This is a genomic window from Micromonospora sp. NPDC047670 (genome assembly GCF_043204915.1).
GTDB lineage: Bacteria > Actinomycetota > Actinomycetes > Mycobacteriales > Micromonosporaceae > Micromonospora.
Window position 1 is genome coordinate 150,121 of the sequence record NZ_JBIDDA010000002.1, and the last position, 26,547, is coordinate 176,667.

Below are 26,547 nucleotides of genomic sequence, written 5' to 3' on the forward strand. Positions count from 1 at the left end.
GGGAGGGACGGAAGATGGACGAGTTACCCATAGGGCGGCGGGTGGCCTACTGGCGGGGGCGGCGCAAGATGTCGCAGCAGGTCTTCGCCGACCGGCTGGGCAAGTCGAAGAGCTGGGTGGACAAGGTCGAGCGCGGGGTGCGCCGCCTGGACAAGTTCTCCGTCCTCTACGAGATCGCCGACATCCTCCAGGTCGACGTGCAACTGCTGCTCGGCAAGGACCCGGAACGGCGTACGGACGCGTTGAACTGCATCGACCAGGTCGAGGTGCAGGAGATCCGGGCGGCCCTGGAGCGGTACGACTCGATGAGCGCGTACTTCGACGCCGCGCCGTACCCGCCCCCGCTGGCCGACATGCGCAAGGCCGTCAACCACGCCTGGCTCACCTACCAGTACGGCCGCTATGGGATGCTCACCCGGGCGCTGCCGAAGCTGCTGCGCGACGCCCAGGCCGCCGACGCCGGCTACCGCGGCGACGAGGCCCGGGAGGCGGCCCACCTGCTGGGGCAGGTCTACCAGATCGCCTCGTCAGTGCTGCGCAAGCTGGGCGAGTGCGACCTGGCCTGGCTGGCCGCCGACCGCTCGATGGCGGTCGCCCAGCGCGCCGACGACCAGCTCCTGGCCGGCATCGCCACCACCCGGGTCTGCAACGCGCTGGTCGCGATGGGCCGACCCCGCCCCGCCCTCGAACTCAACGTCACCATCGCCAACCGGCTCGCTCCCGGTGGCGGCAACGAGGCGTCCCCGGCCCGCCTCTCGGTCTACGGGATGCTGCTGCTCCAGGGTGCGATGGCCGCCGCGCGGATCGGCGACTCGGCCACGGTCGACGACCTGATCAACGGCGCGCAGGAGGCGGCGAACCTTCTCGGCGGCGACCACAACCACTACTGGACCTCGTTCGGACCGACCAACCTGGAACTGCACCGGGCGGCCGCCGCGGTCGAGCTGGGCGACGGAGGGCGCGCGGTGGAGGTCCACCAGCAGCGGATCCAGGAGCCGGCGTTCAACGCGCTGCTGCCCGAGCGCCGGGCCCACCACCTGCTCGACATCGCCCGGGGCTTCGCCCAGGTCGGTGACGTGGCCAACGCCGGCGAGATGCTCCTGCGCGGCGACCGCCTCGCCCCGTCCGAGATCCGCTGCCGGCCGATCGCCCACGAGGTGATGTCGGACATCCTGCGTCGCACACGTGGTGCGCCGCCTTCTCCGATTGCGGAGTTGGCTGAGCACATGGGAGTAGGGGTATGAGCGCGGAGCCGGCCTGATGAGCGGCCCGCACCCGAGCAGCGAGCGCCGCGAGGTGCTCTACGTCATCGCCTGCGGTTCGCCGCTGGCCCGTCACGTCGGCCGGCTCGTCGAGCTGGCCCAGCAGGACGGCTGGGACGTCTGCGTGGTCACCACGCCGGACGGCGCCAAGTTCGTCGACCGGGCCGAGCTGGCCCGGCAGACCGGGCACCCGGTCCGCACCCACTACAAGAATCCGGGTGACCTCGACGTGCTGCCGCCGGCGGACGCCATGATCGTCTGTCCGGCGACGGTCAACACGGTCAACAAGTGGGCGGCCGGGATCACCGACACACTGGCCCTCGGCCTGCTGGTGGAGGCGCAGGGGTTGGGGGTGCCGCTGGTGGCGGTGCCGTTCACCAACGCGGCGATGGCGGGCCACCCGGCCTTCCGGGCCGGCCTCGCCCGGCTCGCCGAATGGGGAGTGACGGTGCTCTTCGGCGACCACGTCGTCCCGCTGCACCCGCCCGGCACCGGCGAGCGCCACCTGCACGCCTTTCCCTGGGCCGTGGGTCTGGCCGCCGTCCGGGACCGCCTCTGCCCCGTCGCCTGAGATGCAGGGTGGGGCCCCCGGCCGACGCGGCGCGTCGGCGAGGGGCCCTTCCTGTCCGCCGGTGACGGCGGTGGAGTAGCCGGCGGCGCGCCCACGAGGTGTCGCGGACACGCCGTGGCGTCGGGTGGGCGACGCCCCCGGCCACGGCCCGCGCCGGTAAGCTGGCCCGCCGTGAGCACCAACGCAGACCCGCCGACCGTCTCCGAGGTGGTCGCCGAGCTGGAGCGGCGCTACCCGCCGGCCTGGGCCGAGGAGTGGGACCGGGTGGGGCTGGTGCTCGGGGAGCCGTGTGCCCCCGTGCGCCGGGTCCTCTGCGTGGTCGACGTGGTGCCCGAAACCGTCGCCGAGGCGCTCGACGCCGGCGTCGACATGATCGTCGCCCACCATCCGCTGCTGCTGCGCGGCGTGTCGTCGGTCGCCCCGACGACGTACAAGGGGCGGATCGTCCACCGGCTGATCAAGGCCGACGTGGCGCTGTACGTCGCGCACACCAACGCCGACGTGGCCGACCCGGGGGTCTCCGACGCGCTCGCCGCCCGGTTCGGGCTGACCGGGCTGCGCCCGCTGCACCGACCCGCGCCCGGCTCGCCGGCCCACGGCGCCGGCCGGGGGATCGGCCGGATCGGCGAGCTGCCGGAGCCGATGACCCTGGCGGAGCTGACCCGGCACGCCGCCGCCGTGCTCCCCGCCACGGCCTGGGGAGTTCGCGCCGCGGGGGAACCCGGGCGTATGGTTCGTACCCTCGCGGTCAGCGGCGGCGCGGGGGACGGCTTCCTCGCCGACGCGACCGCTGCCGGGGTGGACGCGTTCCTCACCGCCGACCTGCGGCACCATCCGGCCGGCGAGCACCTCGCCGCCGACGGCCCGGCCCTGCTCGACGCCGCCCACTGGGCGACCGAACGACCGTGGCTGGACGACCTGGCCGCCATCCTGCGGGAGGCGACGGGCGTCGAGACGCTGGTGTCCGACCTGGACACCGACCCGTGGACCGTACACGCCGCCCCACCCGCGGTGGACGAGAAGGAGCCCCGACGTGAAGGCTGACCCGCAGGTCCAGCGCCGCCTGCTCGACCTCCAGGCGATCGACACCGCCCTCGCCCAGCTCGCCCACCGCCGTCGCGTGCTGCCCGAGCGGGCCGAGCTGGAGGCGTTGGCCCGGGAGCTCTCCGCGCTGGAGGACGAGCGGGTCCGTGCCCAGGTGGCGGTCGACGACCTCGATCGGGACATCGCCCGGCTGGAGAAGGACATCGACCAGGTGCGGGCCCGCAAGTCCAAGGACGAGGACCGGCTGGCCGCCGGCACCGGCCCGGCCCGGGAGCTGGAGGCCCTCCAGCACGAGCTGGTCTCGCTCAACCGCCGCCAGAGCGACCTGGAGGACGCCGAGCTGGAGCTGATGGAGCAGCGCGAGACCGCGCAGGGCGTGCTGGACGGCATCGAGAAGCGGATCGCCGAGGCCCGGGAGAAGCGGGACGCCGCCGAGCGGCGCCGTGACGACGCCCTGGCCGAGATCGCCAAGGAGGAGGAGTTCAAGCGCGGCGCCCGCCAGCCGCTCGCGGCCGACCTCCCGGCCGACCTGGTCCAGCTGTACGACAAGATCCGCGAGGACTCGGGGCTCGGCGCGGCGCTGCTCACCGCCGGCCGGTGCGGCGGCTGCCGGCTGGACCTCTCCGGCGCCGACCTGGCCCGGATCCGCAAGGCGGCGCCGGACGACGTCGTGCGCTGCGAGGAGTGCCGGCGGATCATGGTCCGCACCAACGAGTCCGGCCTGTAGCCCGTGGCGCCGCGCGTGGTCGTCGTCGAGGCCGACGGCGGGTCCCGGGGCAACCCCGGCCCGGCCGGCTACGGCGCGGTGGTCCGCGACTCCGACACCGGTGAGGTGCTGGCCGAGCGGAGCGAGTCGATCGGTGTCGCCACCAACAACGTCGCCGAGTACCGGGGGCTGATCGCCGGGCTGGAGGCGGCCGCCGAACTGGGCGCCACCGAGGTCGAGGCCAGGATGGACTCGAAGCTGGTGGTCGAGCAGATGTGCGGCCGCTGGCAGATCAAGCACCCCGGGCTGCGCCCGCTCGCCGCGCAGGCCGCCGGCCTGGTGAACCGCTTCGCCGCGGTCCGGTTCAGCTGGATCCCCCGCGAGCGCAACCGGCACGCCGACGCCCTGGCCAACGCCGCCATGGACGCCGCCGCCGCGGGGCGCGCCCCGGCCCCGGCCGCCGTCGAGCCGCCGCGCGTCGTGGAGCCCCCGCGCGAGGTGGCCGGCCCCGACTCGGCGGCCCGGGCGAGGGCCCGCGAGGTGGCCGCCCGCGCCGCGTCGGCGACGACCACCGGCACCGACCCGACGACCGTGCCCGCCTCCTGGCAGCCGCGGCCGAGCTTCACCGCCACCCGGCTGATCCTGGTCCGGCACGGCGAGACCGCGTACACCGAACAGCGCCGCTACTCCGGCCGCGGCGACGTCCCGCTGTCCGAGCGGGGCCGGGCCCAGGCCCGGGCCACGGCCGCCCGGGTGGCCGGGCTGGCCCCGTCCGTCGCGGCCGTGGTCAGCTCGCCCCTGTCCCGGTGTACGGCGACCGCGGAGGCGATCGCCGGGGCGCTCGGCGGGGTGCCGGTGCGCCGCGAGGACGACCTCGTCGAGTGCGACTTCGGGGCCTGGGAGGGGCGTACCTTCGCCGAGGTCCGCGAGGGATGGCCGGGGGAGATGGACGCCTGGCTCGCCTCCACGCGGGTGGCCCCGCCGGAGGGCGAGTCGTTTGTCGAGGTCGCCGAGCGCTGCCGCCGCGCGGTCGACGGGCTGTGCCGGGCGTACCCCGGGGAGACCGTGGTGGTGGTCTCGCACGTCTCGCCGATCAAGCTGGTGCTGCGCGACGCGCTCGCGGCCGGCGACGGGTTCCTGCACCGGCTCTTCCTGGACGCGGCCGGCATCTCGGTGCTGGACATGTGGCCCGACGGCGGCGTCGCCGTCCGCACGGTCAACGACACCGCGCACCTCGCCGGAGTCTGAGCCGCCTCCGCGCGCCTGGCTGGCCTCCGCCGCCTTCCGCTGCCCGGCCGCTCTCTCCCGCCCGGCCGCCGTGCCTGCTTTCTCGTCCGCCCGCCTGGCCGCCGGCCGCCCGCACCGTCGGTCGGCTGACCGCGGGCCGGCGGTGGTAGCCGTTCGGCGCACGCCGCCGCCCGTTCGGCGCACCGGCGTCCCCCGGTCGAACGTGACGGCGCTCACATGGTCGTAGCCTCCGGCCGTCATCGTGTCGATCTACGACCCACCGGAGGTGTGTCACATGGCCGCACCCGAACCGGAGGCGCCCACAGCGGCGCCCACCAGGGCGAAGGACCACAGCCCCTGGAACTGGTTGCTCTTCATCCCGATCGTGGTGCCGCTGATCCCGGCGTTCTTCAACGGCGACTCGCCCCGGGTCCTCGGCTTCCCGCGCTTCTACTGGCTCCAACTCGCCTACATCCTGCTCGGCGTGGCCACCACGACGCTGGTGTACCAGATGACGAAGAAGCGGGGTGGGCGCTGATGTGGCGCGACCACCTCACCGAGATCATCGTCTTCTCGCTGCTCTTCCTGCTGGTCAGCGGGATGGGCTTCGTGGCGGCCCGGTGGCGCGCCCCGAAGGACATGGCCCACCTCGACGAATGGGGGCTGGGCGGACGCAACTTCGGCGGCTGGATCACCTGGTTCCTGGTCGGCGGTGACCTCTACACGGCGTACACCTTCGTGGCGGTGCCGGCGCTGATGTTCGGGGCCGGCGCGGCCGGGTTCTTCGCCGTGCCGTACACCATCGTGATCTACCCGCTGGTGTTCCTGGTGCTGTGCCGGCTCTGGTCGGTCTCGCACCGGCACGGCTTCGTCACCCCGGCGGACTTCGTCCGCAGCCGGTTCGACTCGCCCGTGCTGGCGCTGCTCGTGGCGATCACCGGCATCGCCGCCACGATGCCCTACATCGCGCTGCAACTCGTCGGCATCGAGGCGGTGCTCAAGACCATGGGGGTCACCGGCGAGAGCGCCCTGGCCCGGCACCTGCCGATCATCGTCGCGTTCGCGATCCTGGCCGCGTACACGTACCAGTCCGGGCTGCGCGCGCCGGCGCTGATCGCGTTCGTCAAGGACACGCTGATCTACATCGTGATCCTGGTGGCGGTCATCTGGCTGCCGTACAAGCTCGGCGGCTGGGGCGAGATCTTCGACGCCGCCGACGCGAAGTTCGACGCGTCGCCGAACCCGAACGACGGGGTGCTGCTCACCGCCAACAACCAGCTCCAGTACGTCACGCTGGCGTTCGGCTCGGCGCTGGCGCTGTTCCTCTACCCGCACAGCATCACCGGCGTGCTGGCCAGCCGGAACCGGGACGTGATCAAGCGGAACATGTCGGCGCTGCCCGCGTACAGCCTGCTGCTCGGGCTGATCGCGCTGCTCGGCTTCATGGCCATCGCGGCCGGGGTGAAGCCGCTGCCCGGGGCGAAGGAAGGCAGCGTGGACAGCAACACCGTGGTGCCGGTCCTGTTCGACCAGCAGTTCCCCGACTGGTTCGCGGGCGTCGCGTACGCGGCCATCGGGATCGGCGCGCTGGTGCCGGCGGCCATCATGTCCATCGCGGCGGCGAACCTGTTCACCCGCAACATCTACAAGGAGTACCTGAAGCGGGACGCCTCCCCGGCCCAGGAGGCGAACGTCTCGAAGATCACCTCCCTGGTGGTGAAGGTCGGCGCGGTGGCCTGCATCGTCTTCCTCGACCCGCAGTTCTCCATCGACCTCCAGCTCATCGGCGGCGTGATCATCCTCCAGACGCTGCCGGCGGTGGCGCTGGGCCTCTACACCCGCTGGTTCCACCGGGGCGCGCTCGTGGCGGGCTGGGTCGCCGGCATGGGGCTGGGCATGTGGATGCTCTACCAGATCCCCAACGCGGCCACCGGGCGCAAGCACTTCGGCGGCTCGGCGTTCCCGCTGTCGGACTTCGGCTTCGACACCCCGAAGACGATCTACGTCGGGATCGTGGCGGTGCTGGTCAACCTGCTGGTGGCGGCCCTGCTGACGGTGGTGCTGCGGGCGGCCAAGGTGCGCGACGGCGTCGACGGCACCACGCCGGACGACTACTTCGCCGACGAGGGCGACCCGCGGGTCGTGCCCGGTCAGCGCCGGGACGCCGACGCCGCCCCGGAACCGGTCGCCTGAGCGGACGGGCCCCTGCGGTCGTGCAGGGGCCCGTTTCCGTGCGGCGACGTGCCGGGCGCGGCCCTCTGGTCGCGCAGGGGCCCGTCCCCGTGGGGCGTGCCGGGGCGCGGCCCCGGTCGTGCGGGCACCCCGCGCGGGGTCAGCGCAGGGCGCGCGAGAGCAGGTACAGGCCGATCACCGTGCCGAAGACCACGATCAGGGCCTTGAGCACCACCGACGGCAGCCGGCGGACCAGCCGCGCGCCGGCGTACCCGCCGACCAGTGTCGCCGGGGCGACCACCGCGACCGCCGCCCAGTTCACCGGGCCGAACAGCGCGAACACCACGAGCGTGGTCAACCCGACCACGGCGGAGAGCAGGTTCTTGATCGCGCTCACCCGGGCCAGCGTCGCGTCCAGCACCAGGGCCAGGCCGGCGACCAGCATCACGCCGAGCGCCGCGCCGAAGTAGCCGCCGTACACGGCGCCGACCGCGACCATGGCCTGCACGCTGACCGTACGGCGGCGGGGCGACAGGTCACGCGGATGCCCGACCAGCCGGCGCAGCGGATCCTGGAAGGCCAGCACCGCCGTCGCCCCGAGCACCAGGAAGGGCACCACCAGCTCGAACGCCCGCGCAGGGGTGGCCAGCAGCAGCAGTGCCCCGGCGATCGTGCCGACGATGGTGGTCGGCACCAGCGTGGCCAGCGCCCGCCCCCGCGGCAGGTCGGTCCGGCTGCCCGCCACGCTCGCCACGTACCCCGGAAAGACCGCCACCGAGTTGCTGACGTTGGCCGGCACCGGCGGCAGGCCCACCGCGATCATCGCCGGGAAGGTGATGAGCGAGCCCCCGCCGGCCGCCGCGTTGACCGTGCCCGCGGCGAGACCGGCAGTGAGCAGCAGCGCGGCGTCGGAGAGGTCCATGGTCCCCAGAGGCTAGTACGCGCCCCGCCCCCCTGCCCGGCACGGCGACCTTGCGCGACCCCGCCCCGAGGCGGGCACGGCCCCGGAGCGTATCGCCGTCCGCCCCGGCCCGGCGATGCTGCGTCCCGGCCGGTGCATGGCACTCTTTCAGGAAAATAGCGCCCATCCGGCGCCGGGAGGCCACTGTTTCCCTGAAGTAGTGCGATCGGCGGGTGCGGTCGGGCGGCGGCCGGCCCGGGGCGGCAATAGCCGCGGCGGTGGCGTCGTTAGGATGAGTGCGCGACGGACGAGTCGACCGGGCGGTCGCGTCGGCGGGCTCCGGCCCGCCGCCGAGGAACGTCCGGACTCCACAGGGCAGGGTGGTTGCTAACGGCAACCCGGGGTGACCCGCGGGACAGTGCCACAGAAAACAGACCGCCGGCCCCATCGGGGACGGTAAGGGTGAAACGGTGGGGTAAGAGCCCACCAGCACCCCGGGTGACCGGGGTGGCTCGGTAAACCCCACCCGGAGCAAGGCCAAGAATGGGTCGTCACCCGGCAGGGACGACGATCCGCGCAGACGCTTGAGGGTGGCCCGCCCGATGTCTGCGGGTAGGCCGCTCGAGCCTGCCGGCGACGGTAGGCCTAGATGGATGGCCGCCGCCGGCGTGAGCCCCTCGGGGCACGCGCCGGTCACAGAATCCGGCGTACAGGTCGACTCGTCCGTCGCCCACCAGGCCAGCCGCCGTCACCTGGCGGCTGGGCCTGCTGCCTCGTCGGTCCGTCCCCGCGTCCGCCGGACGGCCGGCAGCCCTCGTCGCGTTCTCATTGGAAGAGCCGGCCGGGCCTCCTGGCGGCGGTCGGCTTGCTGATCATGGCGTCCCGGCGCCTGCGGCGTACCACGATCGCGTTCGCCTTCCTCTTCAACCCGGTCAGGATCCTGTCCTTCATCGCGAGCCTCCCTTCCTGGGGTGCGTCGGATCAGCCATGGCGGTTCCGCGCCGGACAACCGGGTCGGAGCCGCCCGGCATGGCGGCGGCACGGGACGTCGTCCGGCCTGATCCTCCGCAGCCGCGTACCCGATGAGACGGCAGGCAGTCGTCCGGTCTGCCCGGCGCCCCGCCGAGCACACCCATCGGTGGTCCCGGCGGTATCGGGCGGCCTGCGTGACCCGCCCCCGTTCCGGGCACGATCGGCCTGTTCAGTCGTGGTCCGGGGCGCCGGTCACCCGGTGGGACGCCGCGTACATGACCTCCGCGACGAGCCGCCGCACGTGGCCGCCGCGGGCGGTGTAGAGCGCCCGGCGGCCGTCCCGGCGTACGGCGACCAGGCCGGCCAGGCGGAGCTTGCCCAGGTGCTGGGACACCGCCGGTCGCGCCACCCCCAGGGCCCGCACCAGCGCGGTGACGTCGTGCTCGCCGTCGCTGAGCAGCCACATCAGCCGCAGTCGGGTGCCGTCGGCGAGCATCCGCAGCATGTCCGTCGCCGTGGCCACCTCGCCGTCGGATGGGAGGCGTTGTTGCAGGTCACTGGCACCTGCAACGTTGTCGCGTGCGTACATGAGCACATATTATCCGCGCGACGGCGACCCGGCGTCCGCCATCCGACCGACGGGGGTACTGGTGCACGAGCACGGACACGGCCACCACCACGGCGCACCGCACCGCCATCACCACGGCGCACCGCACGACCACGACCACGAGCACGACCACGACACGGCCGGCCCGCGGGCGTGGTGGCGGCGGCTGCGACACGCCTTCGTCCCGCACTCCCACGACTCGCGGGACCGGCTCGACCCGGCGTTGGAGTCCTCCCGCGAGGGGCTCCGGGCACTCTGGATCTCCCTCGTCGGCCTGGGCGTCACCGCCGTCGCGCAGGCGGTCGTCGTCGTGCTGTCCGGGTCCGTCGCCCTGCTCGGCGACACCCTGCACAACGTCGCCGACGCCCTGACCGCCGTGCCGCTGGGAATCGCGTTCCTGCTCGGCCGGCGCGCCGCGACCCGGGCGTACACCTACGGCTACGGCCGCGCCGAAGACCTCGCGGGCATCGTCATCGTCGCGGTGATCGCCGCCTCCGCCGTCGCCGCCGGCTGGACCGCGATCGCCCGGCTGCTGCACCCCGCCGAGATCACGCACCTGCCGTGGGTGGCCGCCGCCGGGGTCGTCGGGTTCGCCGGCAACGAACTCGTCGCCCGCTACCGCATCCGGGTGGGCCGACGCATCGGCTCCGCCGCCCTGGTCGCCGACGGGCTGCACGCCCGCGCCGACGGGTACACCTCACTCGCGGTCGTGGCCGCCGCCGCCGGCGCCCGGGCCGGCTGGCGCTGGGCCGACCCGCTCGTCGGCCTGGTCATCGCCGCCGCCATCACGTTCGTGCTCCGGGACGCCGCGCGGGAGGTCTACCGTCGGCTGATGGACGCCGTCGACCCCGCGATCGTCGACCGGGCCGAGGCGACCCTCCGCGCGGTGCACGGGGTCCGCGACGTGACCGCGGTCCGGCTGCGCTGGATCGGTCACCGGCTGCACGCCGAAGCCGACCTCGTCGTCGACGGCCGTCTCAGCCTCCGCGCCGCCCACGAGATCGCCGCCGACGCCGAGCACCTGCTCACCCACGCCGTGCCCCGGCTGACCAGCGCCACCGTCCACACCGATCCCGACAGCCACCCCGGGGCACACCACCACACCGAGCTGTCCCACCGCCGCCGCCAACCGTCGCCCTGATCACCTGCCCCGGCAGGAGCGGCCGGCCGTGGCGCGGCGACCCGCCACCGGACGACCTGAGCGCCGCCCACCCGACCGCACCGGGCACAGCATGTCGGGTCGGGCACCCTCCCGCGCGCCTAGCGTTGCTGCTCGAAGGGAAGGAGAACCGGGTGCTGGAGCGGCTCAACCAGGCCATGGAGCACATCGAGCGGCACCTCGACCAACCGATCGAGGTGGCCGAGCTGGCGCGGATCGCGGTGACGTCGGAGTACCACCTCCGGCGGATCTTCTCCGCGCTGGCGGGCGTGGGCCTGTCCGAGTACATCCGCCGCCGGCGGCTCACCGTCGCGGGCGCCGAGGTGCTCGCGGGGGAACGGACGCTGCTCGACGTGGCGGTGCGCTACGGCTACGGCTCCACCGAAGCGTTCGCCCGGGCGTTCCACGCCATGCACGGCGTGGGCCCCGGCGAGGCCCGACGTACGGGGGCGGCGCTGCGCGCCCAGCCCCGGATGTCCTTCCGACTCGTCGTCGAAGGGAGCAGCAGCATGCGATACCGGATCGTGCGCAAGGACGAGTTCCGGCTGGTGGGCCGCAAGGCCCGGGTGCCACTCGTGCACGAGGGGATGAACCCGGCGATCGTCGCCTTCATCAGGGGCATCGACCAGGAGACGGTACGCCGCGTCGAGGCGCTGTCCGACCAGGAGCCGCACGGCATCGTCAACGTCAGCGACAACCTGGCGGGCAGCCGCGCGGAGGGCACCGAGCTGGACTACTGGCACGGCGTGGTGACCGGCGCGGACGCGCCGGAGGACCTGGACGCGTTGACCGTGCCGGCGGGCACCTGGGCGGTCTTCGAGACCTCCGGGGCGTTCCCGCAGGCGGTGCAGTACCTGTGGCGGGACGTGTTCACCCAGTGGTTCCCGTCCAACCCGTACCGCAGCCGGCCGGGACCGGAGATCTCCCGTACCCGGCTCTCGGCGGACGGCACCGAGGCGGACGCCGAGCTGTGGATCCCGGTGGAGCCGGTCACCGACTGATCTCGGCCAGGACGCGGCGCTGGAAGGCGCGCGCCTCCGGGCCGCTCGGCGGCGGACCGCCCGCGCGCGCCGCGATCGACCGCTCGATCAGCTCGGCGGGCCCGCCGCCGTCGGCGGTCGGACCGGCGGCCCGGCGGTCGCCGGTCCGGTCGCCGGTCCCGACGCCGGCGGCCGGGTCGGTGGCTCCGCCAGCGGCGCTCGGGCCGGCCGGCCAGCCGTCGGCGACCAGCCGGCGGCCGGCGTCGGCCTTCGACAGCCAGACCCCGTGGCGGACCTTGACCAGGGACCGGCACGCGCCGAGCACCGCGTCCTCGGCGCCGGGGGCGGGACCGTCCCCCGGCGGGGTCGGCAGGGCCAGCCACCAGCGCAGCGCGTCGGTCAGCAGGCGGCGCAGGTCGGCGGGGGAGAGGTCGGCGAAGGTCTCGGCGGCCGGCGGCCCGAGCAGGGCGTGCCCGCACTGGTGCAGGATGCTGCGGTCCAGCCCGTACCAGAACAGGCCGTCCTCGGCCGGCCGGTCGGCGGCGGCCCAGGTGGCCCGGAACGGCATCCGGGCGCCGGTGTTCAGCTCGACCTCGAACCCGGGCTCCGGGGTGCCGGAGCCGGCGACGGCCCGGCGGTAGACGACCAGTTCCAGCCCTCGCGCGGGACAGGGCAGCGCCTCGTGCCGCAGGCGCGCCACCAGCTCCTGCTTGCGCGCCGGGTCGAGGGCGCCCGCGCAGACCAGCGCCACGTCGACGTCGCTGCGCCCCGGCTGGTACGCGCCCAGCCCCACGGAGCCGGCTGCGTACGCCCCGACGAGTTCGTCGCCGAGGACGTCGCGGGCGGCGGCGACCAGGTCGGCGAGGTAGTCGCGCAGGGCGGGGTCGAGGTCAGTCATCGGACTCCGTCCAGACCGTGCCGGCGGGCAGGAACCAGGCGGTCGCCTCGGTGCCGAGGGCGTGCGCGATGACCAGCCGGGCGTGCCGGTCCAGCTCGGGCAGCCGGTCGGGCGGGAACCACTCCACGGCCACCGACTCGTCGTCGTTGACCCGGGCGGTGCCGCCCAGCAGGCGGCACTCGAAACCGATGTTCAGGTATTCGCAGCGGTCGCCGTTGGGGTAGGTGTGCGGGTGGGTGAGGACGCTGCTCAGCCGGACCGGCTCCACGTCCAGGCCGGTCTCCTCCCGCACCTCGCGGATCACGGCCGTGGCCGGCTGCTCGCCCGGCTCGACGACGCCGCTGGCGACGGACCAGCGCCCGTCGTCGGCGCGCTTGCCGAGCAGCAGCTCGCCGGCGTCGTTGCGGACCACCGCGCTCACGCTCGGCAGCCAGAGCAGGCTGTGGCCGACGCGTTCGCGGATCCGCAGGATGTAGTCCGAGGCACCCACCCGGTGACCCTAACGCGCCCCCGGCCGGCGACCCGTCCCGCGTCACCCCGACCGCTGGCCGCCCGCGCGCCCGTACCGGCCACAGGTCGTCCGGAAGGCACGCCGGGTGGGCCGCCGGTCGACCCGCCGCCAGCCGGGCTCGCGTGCCCGCGGCGGCTCCGGCCGGGTCAGTCGGGGCAGGGCAGCCGTTCGAGGGCGGCCGGGCCGGCGTCGGTGTGCACGACCTGGGCGAAGCAGGCCGTCGAGTCGGCCCGCTGCCAGCCGAAGACCGACGCCGCGGTCTTGGCCACGCGCACCCGGAACACCAGCCGGACCGCCGGGTCGGGCCCCGGCCCGTCGCTGCGCACCGTCAGCACCTCGACCCCGTCCACCCCGTCGGCGGCCTGCCGCAGCGTCGACTCCCCGGCGGCGGGGGCGGCGAGCAGCCTCGCGCGGGCGAGCTGCGCGGTCGCGGTCACCTCCCGCTCGGCCCGCTGCTCCAGCCGCTGCTGCGACCGGTCCCGCAGCAGCGGCACCCCGGCGAGAACTCCGATCGCCGCCAGCACGCCCGCCACCACCGCCCCGGCCAGCCCGCGCCGCAGCCACACCGATGTTCCTCCCCCGCGTCGCACGGGGGGATTGTGCGACACCGGCGCGCCCCACGGCTGCCCCGTCGGGCCCGCGCCGCGCGGCCCCGGAAGGTCCGGTCGCCCTGTTTTCGCAGTTCCAGCCCCTGCGGCCGGAAGCACGTCTACTGTGGAGAACATCGGCGACTTGTGGTGTTCCGGTGGCGGCCGGGTGGTTCGCGGTGCACAGTGATCCCATGAGCGACAGCGGAAGCGGTGGGCGCTACTTCTGGTGCACCCGACACCACCGGGTCGAGACCGATGCCGACGTGTGCCCCGCCAAGCACGTTCTCGGGCCGTACGCCTCAGCCGCCGACGCGGAGAACGCCCTGCAACAGGTGCGGGAGCGCAACGAAGCGTGGGAGGCCGAGGACGCCCGCTGGGCCGGGGAGGACAGATAGGCGGCGCGGGACTGCCCGCGTCGAGGTACCCCGTGCTCCGCGAGGGCGAGAGCACGTCCCCAAGGAGGGAACCGAGATGGCCGAAGCACAGCAGGCCACCACCCGCCCGGCCGCCGGACGTACGACCGCCAGGAAGACCGCCGCGGCGGAGCGGTCCGCGGGCGCGGCCCGGACCGCACGGCCGACCACCGCGGCGAAGAAGGCGCCGGCCAGCAAGGCGACGGGCGGCGCCGGGCGGGCGCCGGCGAAGAAGACCACCGCCGCGAAGGCTCCCGCGAAGAAGGTGGCGACGAAGGCGGCCACCGGGGCGAAGAAGACGACGGCGGCGGCGAAGAAGACGACGGCCACCGCCGCGAAGAAGGCGCCCGCCGCGGCGAAGCGGACGACGGCGGCGGCCAAGAGCACCGCGACGAAGAAGACCACCTCGGCGAAGACGCCCGCCCGGCAGGCGGCGGCCCGAGCCGCCACCGCGGCGAAGAAGACGACCGCGCCGGCGAAGAAGACCGCCGCGCCGGCCAAGAAGAGCACCGCGGCGGCCAAGAAGGCCCCCGCGAAGGCCACCACCGCCGCCCGCAAGGTCACCTCGACGGCGAAGAAGGCCACCACCACGGCGGCGAAGAAGACGACCACGGCGGCGAAGGCCCCGGCCAGGAAGGCCACGGCCAAGAAGACGACGCCGGCCCGGAAGACGGCCGCGACCCGGCCCACCGGCGGTGCCCGCAAGGCCGCGGCGAAGAAGGCGCCGGCGAAGAAGACGACCGCGACGTCGTCGGCCACCACCCGCAAGGCGGCCGCGAAGAAGGCCCCGGCGAAGAAGACCACCGCCGCCAAGGCGCCGGCCAAGAAGGTCACCGCCCGCAAGGCGCCGGCCCGGACGGCCGCCGCCCGGGCCACCGCGCCCCGGGCCGCCCGGGCGGGGGCGCGCAAGGCGACGTGACCGCAGCCTCGTGACTCCCGGCGCGCGCCGGGAAGCGGATCATCCGCCACACTGTCAGGATTGACCCCGTGGTGATCCGACGCGTACTCGCGCCCCGTATCGACTTCGGCGCGCTGCGCCGCGAGCTGGGCCTGCCCGAGGGCTTCCCGGCCGCGGCGCAGCGCGAGGCCGACGCCGCGGCGGCGACGCCGCCCCGGCCGGCCGCCGACCGCACCGACATCCCGTTCGTCACCATCGACCCCGCCGGCTCGCGCGACCTCGACCAGGCGATGCACCTCGCCCGCCGCGCCGGCGGCGGCTTCCGGGTGTCGTACGCGATCGCCGACGTGGCCGCGCACGTCCGCCCCGGCGGCGCGCTGGAGGAGGAGACCTGGCGGCGCGGGCAGACCGTCTACCTGCCCGACGGGACCGTGCCGCTGCACCCGGAGACCCTCAGCGAGGGCGCGGCGAGCCTCCTGCCGGACGTCGACCGGGCCGCCGTGGTGTGGACCGTCGACCTCGACCCCGACGGCGGCACCGTCGGGGTCGCGCTGGAGCGCGCGCTGGTGCGCAGCCGTGCCAAGCTCGACTACGTCGGCGTCCAGGCGGCCGCCGACGCCGGCCGGTTGCCGGACCCGATCGCCCTGCTGCCCGAGGTCGGGGCCCTGCTCACCGCCCGCGGTCTGCGCCGGGGCGCGATCAACCTGCCGCTGCCCGAGCAGGACGTGGAGGCCGACGGCGACGGCTGGCGGCTGGTGCTGCGCGGGCCGGTGCCGATGGAGGAGCACAACGCCCAGATCTCCCTGCTGACCGGGATGGCCGCCGCCGACATCATGCTGGCCGGTGGGATCGGCCTGCTGCGCACGATGCCCGCGCCGAAGCCCGAGGCGGTGGCGCGGCTGCGGGCCGCCGCCGCCCCGCTGGGCGTCTACTGGCCCGACGGGGCCGGCCCGGGCGAGGTGATCGCCGGGCTGGACCCGTCGCAGCCCCGGGCGGCGGCCTTCGTCGACCAGGCGGCCGAGCTGATGCGCGGCGCGGCCTACACCGCCTTCGACGGCGCGCCGCCGCAGCAGCGGGAGCACGGCGGGGTCGCGGCCGCGTACGCCCATGTCACCGCGCCGTTGCGGCGCCTGGCCGACCGGTACGCCACGGAGGTCTGCCTGGCGCTGCACGAGGGCCGGCCGGTGCCCGACTGGGCCCGCGCGGCGCTGCCCCGGCTGCCCGAGGTGATGGCCACCACCGACCGGATCGCCTCGGCGGCCACCCGGGGCGCGATCGAGCTGGCCGAGGCCGTGCTGCTCCAGCACCGGGTGGGGGAGACCTTCGACGCGGCGGTGCTGGACGTCGACGCCGCCCCGGACGGCCGCTCCCGTCCGGGGCGCCGGCCCGGCGGCACGGTGGCGCTGGACGACCCGCCGGTGCGCGCCCGCTGCCTGGGCGAGCTGCCGCTGGGGGAGCGGGTCCGGGTCCGGCTGGTCACGGCCGACCCGGTCGCCCGTTCGGTGGCCTTCGAGCGGGCCTGACGCCACCGGTCCCCGCCGCCGCGGCCGGACGACCCGGCGCGGGCACCGGCGGTGGGAGCGGCGACGGCAGCGGGGTTTGTCACAGTGCGGGCCGCTGCTGCCCGCGGGCGGGGTTTGCGAGGATGGCGGCATGGCTTACGACGCGAGCACGCTGCCCGACGTGTCCGGGCTGACCGTCGGCATCATCGGCGGCACCGGCGACCAGGGGCGGGGACTCGCCTACCGGTTCGCCCGGGCCGGCCAGTCCGTGCTGATCGGCTCCCGGTCGGCCGAGCGGGCCGCGCAGTCCGCGCAGGAGATCGCGGCGCTGCCCGGTGTCCCCGCCGGGGCCGAGGTCGTTGGCGCCGGCAACGAGGAGGTGGCCCGGCGCAGCGACGTGGTCGTCATCGCGGTGCCGTGGGACGGGCACGCCGCCACCGTCGCCGCGCTCGCCGAGCCGCTCGCCGGCAAGATCGTCATCGACTGCGTGAATCCGCTCGGCTTCGACAAGCAGGGCCCGTACGCGCTCGCGGTGCCCGAGGGCAGCGCCGTCCAGCAGGCCGCCGGGCTGCTGCCCGACTCCCGGGTCTGCGCCGCGTTCAACCACGTCAGCGCGCCGCTGCTGGCCGACCCGGAGATCGACCGGATCGACCTCGACGTGCTGATCTGCACCGAGGACCGGGACCTGGTCGGCGTGGTCGCCGCGCTCGCCGCCCGGATCCCCGGCATGCGCGGCATCTACGCCGGCCGGCTGCGCAACGCCCACCAGATCGAGGCGTTCACGGCCAACCTGATCGCCATCAACAAGCGCTACAAGGCGCACGCCGGCATCCGCGTCACCGACCTCTGAGGACCAGGATCCCGAGCTGGTGCCCGATCCGCCCGACGAACTCGTCGGTGTCCTTCCACTGCCGCTGCGGCGTGACGACGATGTCCAGGACGTGGTCGGTCGTGTCGACGCCGTCGGGCCGCCGGGCGCACGGCTCCTCGAGGTTGACGTACCAACCGGTGAAGACGCCGGCCCGGAAGAACCACCACACCGCGTACGCCGCCGGGCGGCATGAGCACCAGGATGTCGTGGTCCTTCCAGGGCGTACCGGCTTCCGCCGGTTGCGGACGTGCCCGCCCGCCGACGTCAGGTGACCCGGCGCTACCGCTGCCCGGTGATCAGCTGCCGGGCCATCTCTTCGATGGGGAGGGTCGCGGGCGGGTCGTAGTTGCTGAACACCACGAGGGTCCACCGGCTGTCGGGGTAAACCTCGAAACTGGTGGAGATGCCGGGGGATCCGCCGCCGTGGCCGAAGGTCCACTGACCGCCGCGCACCCTTCCGAGGGGGCCGTAGCACTGCAGCGTCACCGGCGGCGGCTCCGGCAGCGGCGGCGCCCCCGGCGGCGGCGTCGTCCGTGGCAGCGGCACCTTCCCGCCGGCGTAGATCCGGAGGAACGGCGGACTCATCAGCTTGCCGCGCAGCAGCGCCTGGGCGAAGCGGTCAAGGTCGGAGCAGCTGCAGAATGCCTCGCCGGCCGGGGTTCCCACGAAGTAGCGGTTGCTGATGTCGTCGATCCGCTCGCCCGACTCCGGTCTGGTGTAGGGATGGGCGATCCGGGGATCGGTGAGCCACTGCGGTTTGGTGTAGAAGTCCGAGCGGCTCATCCCGGCGGGCTGGAAGACGTTCTGCCGCACGTAGTCGTAGTAGGACAGCCCGGACACCTTCGCCACGATCGCCCCGAGCAGGTGGAATCCGGCGTTGCTGTAGGTGTGTGAGGACCCGGCGGGGAATGCCACCGGCATTCCCCGGATGATCTGCGTGATTCCGTCCATGACCTGCTGGGCGCTGGTCCAGGTTCGCGCGGTCTCCCAGAATCCGGGCGCCCGGTGGAAGTCGCCCAGCCCGGACGTGTGGGTGAGCAGGTGGTGGACGGTCACCGACTCCCCGATCGCGGGCGCGAACCCGTCGAGGAGGGTGCCGAGCTTGGCGCCGAAGGAGAGCTTGCCCCGCTCCACCAGCTGTACCACGCTCACCGCGGTGAGCACCTTGGTCACCGAGGCGAGGGCGAAGATGGTGTCGGGCCCGTTGGGAATGCCCAGTGCCTTGTTGGCCATACCGTACGACCGGCTGAGCACGGGCCGCCCCCGGTGGGTGAGCAGCAGCGAGCCGGAGAACTCGTCCTTGGCCGCCAGCTCGGCGACGAATGTGTCGAGCTTCCCGCCGGGTCTGAGACCATCGGGCACCGTCAGGTGACCCTTGTCCGCTCCGGCCGGGTTCCCGATCGCCAGGGCCAGAGGTGCCGCGCCGGCCAGCGAGAGAATCGTTCTTCGGGTTGTGGTCATGAGTGACAGGTGTACCGGTGGGCGCGTCTGGCGGGCCGATGGTGTGACCATACGGGTTCCATAGGTGGGCCCGCGCATACTTGTCGGATGCGCGTGCTGCTGGTGGAGGACGAGCGGCCACTGGCCGGTTACGTCGCGGTCGGGCTGCGCAAGCACGGGTTCGCCGTCGACGTGGCGTTCGACGGCCGGTCCGCGCTCGACAAGTGCGAGCTGACCGCCTATGACGTGGTGGTGCTCGACCGCGATCTGCCGGTGCTGCACGGCGATGCGGTGTGCCGGCGGCTCGCGCAGGACGGCAGCGCCCGGATCCTGATGCTGACCGCTTCCGGCACGGTCGAGGACCGGGTGGGCGGCCTGACCCTCGGGGCGGATGACTACCTGGGCAAGCCGTTCGCCTTCTCGGAGCTGGTGGCGCGGGTGCGTGCGCTGGCCCGGCGCAGCGCTCCGGCGCGCCCTCCGGTGCTGCGCCACGCGGACGTGGTGCTCGACCCGGGCCGCCGCGCCGCCGAGCGGGCCGGGCGGCTGCTCTCCTTGACCCCCAAGGAGTTCGGCGTCCTGGAGGAGCTGCTGGCGGCGGGCGGCGATGTCGTCAGCGCGGAGACGTTGCTGGAGAAGGTGTGGGACGAGCATGCCGACCCGTTCACCAACGCCATCCGCATCACGATCGGGACGCTGCGTCGCAAGCTGGGCCACCCCCCGCTCGTCGAGACAGTGACGGGCGCCGGCTATCGGATGATTCCGTGACGTTCAGGTTCACCGCCCGCGCTCGGCTCACCATCCTCTACACCGGTCTCGTGCTCGTCGCCGGACTCGTCCTGACCGGGTTGACGTACCTGTTCATGCGCCACCGCCTCGGGCAGCGGTCGGTACGCGTCGACCTGCGCGGCCCGGACGGCACGGCAGTGACCGCACCCCGCCCGGAGGACCTGCTGCCGGATCTCGACCGGCTGCAGGACGAGACCCTGCACGAGCTGCTGATCCAGGCGCTGATCGCGCTCGCGGTGGTGACCGCGCTCGCGGCGCTGCTGGGCTGGCTCGTGGCGGGTCGCGTGCTGCGGCCGATCCGCGCCATCTCCACCACCGCGCAGCGCCTGTCGGCCGAGAACCTCTCCGAGCGGGTGCCGGTCAACGAGCCCCGCGACGAACTGGCCGCGCTCGCCGCGACGGTCAACGGGATGCTCGACCGGATCCAGGCAGGGGTGGCCAGCCAGAAGCTGTTCACCGCCAATGCCGCGCACGAGTTGCGTACCCCGCTGACCACGATGCGCACCGCGATCGACGTCACCCTCGACGGCGAGCCCGGTCGAGATGAGCTGATCGCGATGGCGGAGGACGTGCGGACCGCGATCGGCAAGAGTCAGCGGACGCTCGACGGGCTGCTCGCGCTGGCGCACAGCCAGGCGGCGACGGGACGCCGGCACCTGGTCGACCTGTCGGATCTTGTCGCGGTCTCGGACGAGTCGAACCTCCGGCCCGCCCCGGTGGTCGGCGACCCGGTGCTGCTGGAGATGATGGTGGCCAACCTCGTGGACAACGCCCTGCGCCACAACGAGTCCGAGTGCGAGATCGAGGTGGAGAGCGGGGTCGAGGGCGGCGAGGGGTTCCTGCGCATCTCCAACGGCGGCCACATGATCGATCCGGGCGAGACGAAGCGCCTGCTGGAGCCGTTCGTGCGCGGTGATGGCGGCCGCACCGGCGAGGGCGTCGGGCTCGGGCTGGCCATCGTGCACGCGATCGTCCTGGCCCATCGGGGCCGGATCCGCCTGGACCCACGCGACGCCGGCGGGCTGTGCGTGACGGTGCGGTTCCCGCTGCCGGATGTCGGCCGTGCCGTTCCAAGCCGATGAACGGCCCCTCGACGCGTGCCGATGGTCGTTGACGTGGCGGGACTGATACCGGCCGGCGGGCCGTAGACGTCAGGGTCGAGCGCCGACCCGCGGCGGACCTGGGGTGCCGCCGCCGGAACGGACCGCGCGGCACCAGGCCGGGCGGTGCGGCCGCGGAGCCGCACCGCCCGGCGTACCGCTCAGAAGGTGTGCTCGGCGGCGGGGAACTCGCCGCCGCGCACCTCGTCGGCGAAGCGGCGGGTGGCGTCGATCAACGCCCCGGCCAGGTCGGCGTAGCGCTTCACGAAGCGCGGCGCCTTGCCGGTACGCAGGCCGGCCATGTCCTGCCAGACCAGCACCTGGGCGTCGGTGTCCGCGCCGGCGCCGATGCCCACGGTCGGGATCGGCAGCTCCGCCGTGATCCGCTTGGCCACCTGCCCCGGCACCATCTCCAGCACCACGGCGAAGGCGCCCGCCTCGGCCACGGCCCGGGCGTCGGCGATCACGTCGTCGGCGGCGTCACCGCGCCCCTGCACGCGGTAGCCGCCGATCGCGTGCTCGCTCTGCGGGGTGAAGCCGATGTGCGCCATCACGGGGATGCCCGCGCCGGTGATCGCGGCGATCTGCGCCGCGCAGCGCCGGCCGCCCTCCAGCTTCACCGCGTGGCAGCCGCCCTCCTTCATGAACCGCACCGCGGTGCGCAGCGCCTGCGTCGGGCCCTCCTCGTACGAGCCGAACGGCAGGTCGCCGACGACCAGAGCGTGCCGGGTCGCCCGGACCACCGCGCGGACCAGCGGGAGCAGTTCCTCGGCGGTCACCGGCACGGTCGTCTCGTAGCCGAAGACGTTGTTCGCCGCCGAGTCGCCGACCAGCAGCACCGGGATGCCGGCCTGGTCGAAGATCGAGGCGGTGTACTGGTCGTACGAGGTGAGCATCGGCCACCGCTCGCCGCGCTCCTTGGCGGCGATCAGGTCGCGGGTGCGGACCCGCCGGGTGGCCGGGCCGCCGTAGAGGGCGGTCACCTCGGACGGGGTGGACTCCACCATGACTCTCTCCTTCCTCGAGGCCGCGTGCGCGGTCCCCGGGTTCCGCCGCGATCGTCGCACCACCCGACCGGCCGGCGGCAGAGCTCAGTGGAGGATGTCACTCCCGGGCCGACACGCCGGCCGGCCCGGGAGCGGCACGGCTCAGCCGTCCTCGCGCCACCGGTTCGTGATCGGCAGCCGCCGGTCCCGCCCGAACGCCTTCATCGAGATCTTCGTGCCCGGGGCGGACTGCCGCCGCTTGTACTCGGCGGTATCCACCATCCGCAGCACCCGGTCGACGACGGCGGGGTCGTGGCCGGACTCGACCAGCCCGTCGCGGCCGAGGTCGCCGTCGACGTAGCCGATCAGGATCGGGTCGAGCACGTCGTAGTCGGGCAGCGTGTCGCTGTCCAGCTGGCCGGGGCTCAGCTCGGCGCTCGGCGGCTTGCCGATCGAGTTCTCGGGAATGGGCGGGGTCTCGCCCCGGCGGGTGGCGTCGGCGTTGCGCCACTTCGCCAGCCGCCAGATCAGCGTCTTCCACACGTCCTTGACCGGGTTGAAGCCGCCGACCGAGTCGCCGTAGAGGGTGGAGTAGCCGACCGCCAGCTCGCTCTTGTTGCCGGTGGTCAGCACCAGGTGGCCCTCCTGGTTCGACAGCGCCATGAGGATCACCCCGCGCACCCGCGCCTGGAGGTTCTCCACGGACACGCCGGAGAGCGACATGTTCGCCAGGAAGGTGTCCACCATCGGCTGGATCGGCTCGACCCGGTAGTCCAGCCCGGTGCGCTTGGCCAGCTCGGCCGCGTCCTCCTTGCTGTGCTCGGAGGAGTGCTGGCTGGGCAGCGACACGCCGACCACCCGGTCGGGCCCGAGCGCGTCGACGGCCAGCGCGGCCACCACCGCCGAGTCGATGCCGCCGGAGAGGCCGAGCACCACCGACGGGAACCGGTTCTTGTTGACGTAGTCGCGCAGGCCGAGCACGAGCGCCTGCCACACCTCGGCCTCGTCGGCCACGGGGGCGATGGTGCCGCCCCTGGCGGCGGGCCCGCCGGCCGGCGGCGGGACGGCGTCGACCGCGGCGCGGACCACCCGCATGCCGTCGGCCAGGGGCTGGTCGGGGCCGGCCGACTCCCGGGCCGGCGGCAGCTCGACGTCGTGCACCAGCAGGTGCTCGACGAACTGCGGCGCCCGGGCGAGCAACTCGCCGTCCGCGGTCACGATCATCGAGTCGCCCTCGAAGACCAGCTCGTCCTGGCCGCCGACCATGTTGACGTACGCGATGGTGGCCCCGGCCTCGGCGGCCCGGCGGCGGACCAGTGGCAGCCGGATGTCGTCCTTGTTCAGCTCGTACGGCGAGCCGTTGATGTTCAGGACCAGGCCGACGCCGGCCTGGCGGGCGGCGGCGAACGGGCCGCCGGCCTGCCACAGGTCCTCGCAGACGGTCAGCGCCACGTCCACCCCGTCGACGCGGACGACGGTCAGCGCGTCGCCGGGCACGAAGTAGCGGTCCTCGTCGAAGACGCCGTAGTTGGGCAGGTGGTGCTTGAAGTAGGTGGCCACGATCCCGCCCCGGTGCAGCAGGGCGGCCGCGTTGCGGGCGCCGCGACCCGGCTCCGCGTCACCGCTGACCTGCGGCGGGCCGTCGGCGTCCAGATAGCCCACCAGCACCGGCAGCTCACCCAGCCCGTCCGCGGCGAGGTCGGTGGCGAGCCGTTCCAGCGCGGCCTTCGACGCGGCGACGAAGGACCGCCGGAAGACCAGGTCCTCGACCGGGTAGCCGGTCAGCACCATCTCCGGGAACGCGACGAGCTGGGCGCCGGCGTCGGCGGCGCGGCGGGTCCAGTCACGGACCAGGCCGGCGTTGCCGGCGAGGTCGCCGACGGTCGGGTTGACCTGGCACAGGGCGAGACGCAGGGTGGGCATGCCCTCATCTTGCCCCAGCCGTGCGGGCCCGACACGCGGGGCGGGGCGAGATGGCGGGAGCCGCGGGACAGGGCGGGACGGGCGCCGGCCGGTCGCGTAACGTCGGCGTAACGAGGCGGGTGGAGACTGGTCGGTCAGGCCGGGTCGACCCCGGTCGAAGGCGGACAACAGTGTCGCGAGGGGTGGAAGTGGACCGTCAGCAGGAGTTCGTCCTCCGTACGCTGGAAGAGCGGGACATCCGGTTCGTCCGGCTGTGGTTCACCGACGTGCTGGGCACGCTCAAGAGCGTGTCGGTGGCCCCCGCCGAGCTGGAGGCGGCCTTCGAGGAGGGCATCGGGTTCGACGGCTCGGCGATCGAGGGCTTCGCCCGGGTGTTCGAGTCCGACATGGTGGCCATGCCCGACCCGACGACCTTCCAGGTCTTCCCGTTCGAGGGTGGGGTCAGCGGCGAGAGCGCCCGGATGTTCTGCGACATCCTGCTGCCCGACGGCGGCCCCTCCTGGGCCGACCCGCGGCACGTGCTGCGCCGGGCCCTGTCCAGGGCGGCCGAGAAGGGCTTCACCTTCTACACCCACCCCGAGATCGAGTTCTTCCTGCTGGAGAACGGCCCGCTGGACGGCTCGGTGCCGGTCCCGGTGGACACCGGCGGCTACTTCGAGCACACCACCCACGCGGTGGCCCGCGACTTCCGCCGCCAGGCGGTGCTCGCGCTGGAGCGGATCGGCATCTCGGTGGAGTTCAGCCACCACGAGGTGGCCCCCGGCCAGCAGGAGATCGACCTGCGCTACGCCGACGCGCTGACCACCGCCGACAACATCATGACGTTCCGGCACGTGGTGAAGGAGGTCGCGCTCTCCACGGGGGTGCAGGCCACCTTCATGCCCAAGCCCTTCACCGACCAGCCCGGCAGCGGCATGCACACCCACCTGTCGCTGTTCGAGGGGGAGCGCAACGCGTTCCACGACGGCGGCGACCCGATGAAGCTGTCCAAGGTGGCCCGGGCGTTCATCGCCGGGCTGCTGGTGCACGCCCGGGAGTACACGGCCGTCACCAACCAGTGGGTCAACTCCTACAAGCGGCTCTTCCCGCAGGCGCTGCCGGACCGGGTCACCGAGAGTCCCGCGTACGTCTGCTGGGGTCACCTCAACCGCTCCGCGCTGGTCCGGGTCCCGGCCTACGGCAAGCCGAACTCGGCCCGGGTGGAGGTCCGCTCGCCGGACTCGGCGGCCAACCCCTACCTGGCCTTCGCGGTGCTGCTCGGCGCCGGCATGAAGGGCATCGAGGAGGGCTACGAGCTGCCGCCGGGCGCCGAGGACGACGTCTGGTCGCTGACCAGCGCCGAGCGCCGGGCGATGGGCTACGAGCCGCTGCCGGAGAACCTGGCCGAGGCGATCGACGTGATGGCCGGCTCCGAGCTGGTCGCCGAGGTGCTCGGCGAGCACGTCTTCGACTTCTTCCTGCGCAACAAGCGGGCCGAGTGGGAGCAGTACCGCCGCGAGGTGACCCCCTACGAGCGGCAGCGCTACCTGTCGCTGTAGGACGGGGCTGCCGCCGGTGGCGCGCTGCCGCTATCGTCTCGATCACCGCGTCGGCACCCCCGTCGACGCAGAGGGTCGGGAGGCAGTCGGTGCTGGAGGACCTGCTCAGCGGAGCCTGGCAGAGCGTGGTGTTCGGGGTCGTCGGGGTGGCCCTGATGGCGGCCGGGTTCGGGCTGGTCGACGTGCTCACTCCCGGGCGGCTGCGCGAGCTGATCTGGGTGCGGCGCAACGGCAACGCGGCGCTGCTGCTCGCCGCGAACCAGCTCGGCATCGCCGGGATCGTGTTCACCGCGATCCTGACCAGCTACAGCGACTTCGCCAAGGGGCTGGCCTCGACGGTCGTCTTCGGCCTGGTCGGGCTGGCCATCATGGCGCTGGCGTTCTTCGTGCTGGACCTGCTCACCCCCGGCAAGCTCGGCGAGATCATCTGCTCGGACGAGCCGCACCCGGCGGCCCGGGTCAGCGCCGCCACGCACTTCGGCGCCGCGCTGATCGTCTGCGCCTGCATCGCCTGAGCCGGTCGTCCGCCCCGCTCTCCGTCTGAGCGGGGCACCCCTGCTCCCGCTGGAGGCGGCCGGCGGAAGGCCCCGCTGGAGGCGGCCGGCGGGGCGGCCCCGCTCCGGGGTGGCCGGTGGGGCGGTCGCGTCACACCCCCGTCGTAGGTTGCGGGGGTGAACCGGACGGACCGTCTCTACGCCCTGGTGGAGGAGCTGCGCGCGGTGTCGCCCCGGCCGCGCAGCGCCCGCTGGCTCGCCGAGCGCTTCGAGGTGAGCACCCGCACCATCGAGCGCGACATCGGCGCGCTCCAGGAGTCCGGCGTGCCGATCTGGGCCGAGCCGGGCCGCCGGGGCGGCTACGCGGTCGACCGGGCGCGCACCCTGCCGCCGGTCAACCTCACCCCCGGCGAGGCCGTCGCCCTGGCGGTGGCGCTGCACCGGATGCGCGGCACCCCGTTCGCCGCCGCGGCCGGCGCCGCGCTGCGCAAGCTGCTCGCCGTGATGCCGGCGGCCGACGCCGCCGAGGCGCACCGGCTGGCGGCGCGGGTGCACCTGATCGGCGACGGCCCGGTGACACCCGTTCCGGCCGGCGTCGCCGACGCGGTACGCGCGGGGCGCGTGCTGCGCATCCGCTACGCGGACCGGGCGGGCGCGGGCTCGCTGCGCGACGTGGAGCCGTTGGGCTTCCTCGGCAACCCCCGACACTGGTACCTGCTGGCCTGGTGCCGGCTGCGCGCCGGCATCCGGGCCTTCCGCACCGACCGGATCACCTCGGTCACCGCCCTCGGCGAGCGGGTGCCGGAGCGTGAGCTGGCCGCCGACGACCTCGACATTCCCCGGGAGCGGATCCGCCGGCTCAGCCTCGTCTGAGACCAGACAGCGCGGGCCGTCCCACGCACGGCATGCTGTCCCCTCCGGACGGATCCGCGGGGGAGAGGCCGGCGCGCCCGAGACGTGTGGTGCGGCCCACAACAGCCGGCGTCGCGGATCCGC

The 26,547-nt window shown here is 74.1% G+C and carries 28 protein-coding genes and 1 other RNA gene; 19 read left to right on the forward strand and 10 right to left on the reverse strand.

Annotation, left to right across the window (positions count from 1 at the left end; all coding sequences use genetic code 11):
* Positions 1-14 precede the first annotated feature (14 nt).
* The 7 genes from ACGF7U_RS05310 (at position 15) to mctP (ending at position 7,003) form a co-directional block, all read left to right on the forward strand.
* Positions 15-1,244, forward strand: coding sequence for a helix-turn-helix domain-containing protein (locus ACGF7U_RS05310; RefSeq protein WP_393103180.1), 1,230 nt, complete (start codon positions 15-17; stop codon positions 1,242-1,244).
* 16 nt (positions 1,245-1,260) lie between these two features.
* Positions 1,261-1,833, forward strand: a complete 573-nt coding sequence (locus ACGF7U_RS05315; protein WP_393103182.1) for a flavoprotein — start codon at positions 1,261-1,263, stop codon at positions 1,831-1,833.
* Positions 1,834-2,004: 171 nt separating this feature from the next.
* Entirely contained in the window at positions 2,005-2,877 is an 873-nt protein-coding gene (locus tag ACGF7U_RS05320; RefSeq protein WP_393103184.1) for a Nif3-like dinuclear metal center hexameric protein, read from the forward strand.
* Entirely contained in the window at positions 2,867-3,604 is a 738-nt protein-coding gene (locus tag ACGF7U_RS05325; RefSeq protein WP_393103185.1) for a zinc ribbon domain-containing protein, read from the forward strand. The genes ACGF7U_RS05320 and ACGF7U_RS05325 overlap by 11 nt, the downstream gene beginning before the upstream one ends.
* Before the next feature lie 3 nt (positions 3,605-3,607).
* A complete protein-coding gene (locus tag ACGF7U_RS05330) occupies positions 3,608-4,831 on the forward strand; it encodes a bifunctional RNase H/acid phosphatase (protein ID WP_393103186.1) in 1,224 nt (407 codons plus the stop codon).
* 274 nt (positions 4,832-5,105) lie between these two features.
* The gene (locus ACGF7U_RS05335) at positions 5,106-5,348 is read left to right on the forward strand and encodes a DUF3311 domain-containing protein (RefSeq protein WP_393103188.1); all 243 of its coding nucleotides are present in this window, start codon (positions 5,106-5,108) and stop codon (positions 5,346-5,348) included.
* Positions 5,348-7,003, forward strand: coding sequence for a monocarboxylate uptake permease MctP (gene mctP, locus ACGF7U_RS05340; protein ID WP_393103190.1), 1,656 nt, complete (start codon positions 5,348-5,350; stop codon positions 7,001-7,003). Before ACGF7U_RS05335 ends, mctP begins: the two co-directional genes overlap by 1 nt.
* Positions 7,004-7,142: 139 nt before the next feature.
* On the opposite strand, the gene ACGF7U_RS05345 is transcribed toward mctP, so the two are convergent.
* Positions 7,143-7,904, reverse strand: a complete 762-nt coding sequence (locus ACGF7U_RS05345; RefSeq protein WP_393103192.1) for a sulfite exporter TauE/SafE family protein — start codon at positions 7,902-7,904, stop codon at positions 7,143-7,145.
* 287 nt (positions 7,905-8,191) lie between these two features.
* On the opposite strand from ACGF7U_RS05345, the gene rnpB reads away from it, so the two are divergent.
* An RNA gene (rnpB, locus tag ACGF7U_RS05350) (RNase P RNA component class A) lies at positions 8,192-8,609 on the forward strand.
* Between the two features lie 99 nt (positions 8,610-8,708).
* On the opposite strand, the gene ACGF7U_RS05355 is transcribed toward rnpB, so the two are convergent.
* Together ACGF7U_RS05355 and ACGF7U_RS05360 are read right to left on the reverse strand one after the other, a co-directional pair.
* Entirely contained in the window at positions 8,709-8,834 is a 126-nt protein-coding gene (locus ACGF7U_RS05355) for a hypothetical protein (protein ID WP_393103194.1), read from the reverse strand.
* 250 nt (positions 8,835-9,084) lie between these two features.
* Entirely contained in the window at positions 9,085-9,444 is a 360-nt protein-coding gene (locus ACGF7U_RS05360; protein ID WP_393103196.1) for an ArsR/SmtB family transcription factor, read from the reverse strand.
* Here ACGF7U_RS05360 and ACGF7U_RS05365 point away from each other — a divergent pair.
* Positions 9,443-10,603, forward strand: coding sequence for a cation diffusion facilitator family transporter (locus ACGF7U_RS05365; protein WP_393103198.1), 1,161 nt, complete (start codon positions 9,443-9,445; stop codon positions 10,601-10,603). The two genes, ACGF7U_RS05360 and ACGF7U_RS05365, sit on opposite strands and share 2 nt — an antisense overlap.
* A gap of 152 nt (positions 10,604-10,755) precedes the next feature.
* On the forward strand, positions 10,756-11,622 hold the full coding sequence (locus tag ACGF7U_RS05370) for a GyrI-like domain-containing protein (protein ID WP_393103200.1): 867 nt from the start codon (positions 10,756-10,758) through the stop codon (positions 11,620-11,622).
* On the opposite strand, the gene ACGF7U_RS05375 is transcribed toward ACGF7U_RS05370, so the two are convergent.
* The 3 genes from ACGF7U_RS05375 to ACGF7U_RS05385 all read right to left on the reverse strand — a co-directional run bounded on the left by ACGF7U_RS05375 (position 11,612) and on the right by ACGF7U_RS05385 (position 13,576).
* A complete protein-coding gene (locus tag ACGF7U_RS05375) occupies positions 11,612-12,499 on the reverse strand; it encodes a nucleotidyltransferase domain-containing protein (protein WP_393103202.1) in 888 nt (295 codons plus the stop codon). The genes ACGF7U_RS05370 and ACGF7U_RS05375 overlap by 11 nt on opposite strands.
* Positions 12,492-12,989, reverse strand: coding sequence for an NUDIX domain-containing protein (locus tag ACGF7U_RS05380; RefSeq protein WP_393103204.1), 498 nt, complete (start codon positions 12,987-12,989; stop codon positions 12,492-12,494). The genes ACGF7U_RS05375 and ACGF7U_RS05380 overlap by 8 nt, the downstream gene beginning before the upstream one ends.
* 167 nt (positions 12,990-13,156) lie before the next feature.
* The gene (locus ACGF7U_RS05385; protein WP_393103206.1) at positions 13,157-13,576 is read right to left on the reverse strand and encodes a hypothetical protein; all 420 of its coding nucleotides are present in this window, start codon (positions 13,574-13,576) and stop codon (positions 13,157-13,159) included.
* A gap of 215 nt (positions 13,577-13,791) precedes the next feature.
* Here ACGF7U_RS05385 and ACGF7U_RS05390 point away from each other — a divergent pair, with 215 nt between their 5' ends.
* The 4 genes from ACGF7U_RS05390 to npdG all read left to right on the forward strand — a co-directional run bounded on the left by ACGF7U_RS05390 (position 13,792) and on the right by npdG (position 17,263).
* The gene (locus tag ACGF7U_RS05390; protein ID WP_393103208.1) at positions 13,792-13,995 is read left to right on the forward strand and encodes a hypothetical protein; all 204 of its coding nucleotides are present in this window, start codon (positions 13,792-13,794) and stop codon (positions 13,993-13,995) included.
* Between the two features lie 76 nt (positions 13,996-14,071).
* Positions 14,072-14,932, forward strand: a complete 861-nt coding sequence (locus ACGF7U_RS05395) for a histone (protein WP_393103210.1) — start codon at positions 14,072-14,074, stop codon at positions 14,930-14,932.
* A 68-nt stretch (positions 14,933-15,000) separates the two neighbouring features.
* Positions 15,001-16,434: an RNB domain-containing ribonuclease gene (locus ACGF7U_RS05400; protein WP_393103212.1), complete on the forward strand. Its 1,434-nt coding sequence runs from the start codon at positions 15,001-15,003 to the stop codon at positions 16,432-16,434.
* A 130-nt stretch (positions 16,435-16,564) separates the two neighbouring features.
* Positions 16,565-17,263, forward strand: coding sequence for an NADPH-dependent F420 reductase (gene npdG / locus ACGF7U_RS05405; RefSeq protein WP_393103214.1), 699 nt, complete (start codon positions 16,565-16,567; stop codon positions 17,261-17,263).
* Here the strand turns inward: npdG and ACGF7U_RS05410 are convergent.
* Together ACGF7U_RS05410 and ACGF7U_RS05415 are read right to left on the reverse strand one after the other, a co-directional pair.
* A complete protein-coding gene (locus tag ACGF7U_RS05410) occupies positions 17,250-17,453 on the reverse strand; it encodes a DUF402 domain-containing protein (RefSeq protein ID WP_393103215.1) in 204 nt (67 codons plus the stop codon). The two genes, npdG and ACGF7U_RS05410, sit on opposite strands and share 14 nt — an antisense overlap.
* A gap of 110 nt (positions 17,454-17,563) precedes the next feature.
* Positions 17,564-18,745 carry a serine hydrolase domain-containing protein gene (locus ACGF7U_RS05415; RefSeq protein WP_393103217.1) on the reverse strand — a complete coding sequence of 394 codons (1,182 nt, stop codon included), beginning with the start codon at positions 18,743-18,745 and terminating at the stop codon, positions 17,564-17,566.
* 87 nt (positions 18,746-18,832) lie between these two features.
* Here ACGF7U_RS05415 and ACGF7U_RS05420 point away from each other — a divergent pair, with 87 nt between their 5' ends.
* Both ACGF7U_RS05420 and ACGF7U_RS05425 read left to right on the forward strand, forming a co-directional pair.
* Positions 18,833-19,489 (forward strand): response regulator transcription factor, encoded by a 657-nt coding sequence (locus ACGF7U_RS05420; RefSeq protein ID WP_393103219.1) that lies wholly within the window; start codon positions 18,833-18,835, stop codon positions 19,487-19,489.
* Entirely contained in the window at positions 19,486-20,592 is a 1,107-nt protein-coding gene (locus ACGF7U_RS05425) for a sensor histidine kinase (protein WP_393103221.1), read from the forward strand. The genes ACGF7U_RS05420 and ACGF7U_RS05425 overlap by 4 nt, the downstream gene beginning before the upstream one ends.
* 179 nt (positions 20,593-20,771) lie before the next feature.
* On the opposite strand, the gene panB is transcribed toward ACGF7U_RS05425, so the two are convergent.
* Together panB and ACGF7U_RS05435 are read right to left on the reverse strand one after the other, a co-directional pair.
* Positions 20,772-21,617: a 3-methyl-2-oxobutanoate hydroxymethyltransferase gene (panB, locus tag ACGF7U_RS05430; protein ID WP_393103223.1), complete on the reverse strand. Its 846-nt coding sequence runs from the start codon at positions 21,615-21,617 to the stop codon at positions 20,772-20,774.
* 141 nt (positions 21,618-21,758) lie between these two features.
* The gene (locus ACGF7U_RS05435) at positions 21,759-23,519 is read right to left on the reverse strand and encodes an NAD+ synthase (RefSeq protein ID WP_393103225.1); all 1,761 of its coding nucleotides are present in this window, start codon (positions 23,517-23,519) and stop codon (positions 21,759-21,761) included.
* Between the two features lie 188 nt (positions 23,520-23,707).
* On the opposite strand from ACGF7U_RS05435, the gene glnA reads away from it, so the two are divergent.
* The 3 genes from glnA (at position 23,708) to ACGF7U_RS05450 (ending at position 26,424) form a co-directional block, all read left to right on the forward strand.
* Complete coding sequence (gene glnA, locus ACGF7U_RS05440) at positions 23,708-25,057, forward strand: type I glutamate--ammonia ligase (protein ID WP_393103227.1); 1,350 nt, start codon at positions 23,708-23,710, stop codon at positions 25,055-25,057.
* An 89-nt stretch (positions 25,058-25,146) separates the two neighbouring features.
* Positions 25,147-25,572 carry a DUF350 domain-containing protein gene (locus ACGF7U_RS05445; protein WP_393103229.1) on the forward strand — a complete coding sequence of 142 codons (426 nt, stop codon included), beginning with the start codon at positions 25,147-25,149 and terminating at the stop codon, positions 25,570-25,572.
* Between the two features lie 156 nt (positions 25,573-25,728).
* Positions 25,729-26,424 carry a helix-turn-helix transcriptional regulator gene (locus tag ACGF7U_RS05450; RefSeq protein WP_393103231.1) on the forward strand — a complete coding sequence of 232 codons (696 nt, stop codon included), beginning with the start codon at positions 25,729-25,731 and terminating at the stop codon, positions 26,422-26,424.
* The last annotated feature ends 123 nt before the right edge of the window (positions 26,425-26,547 follow it).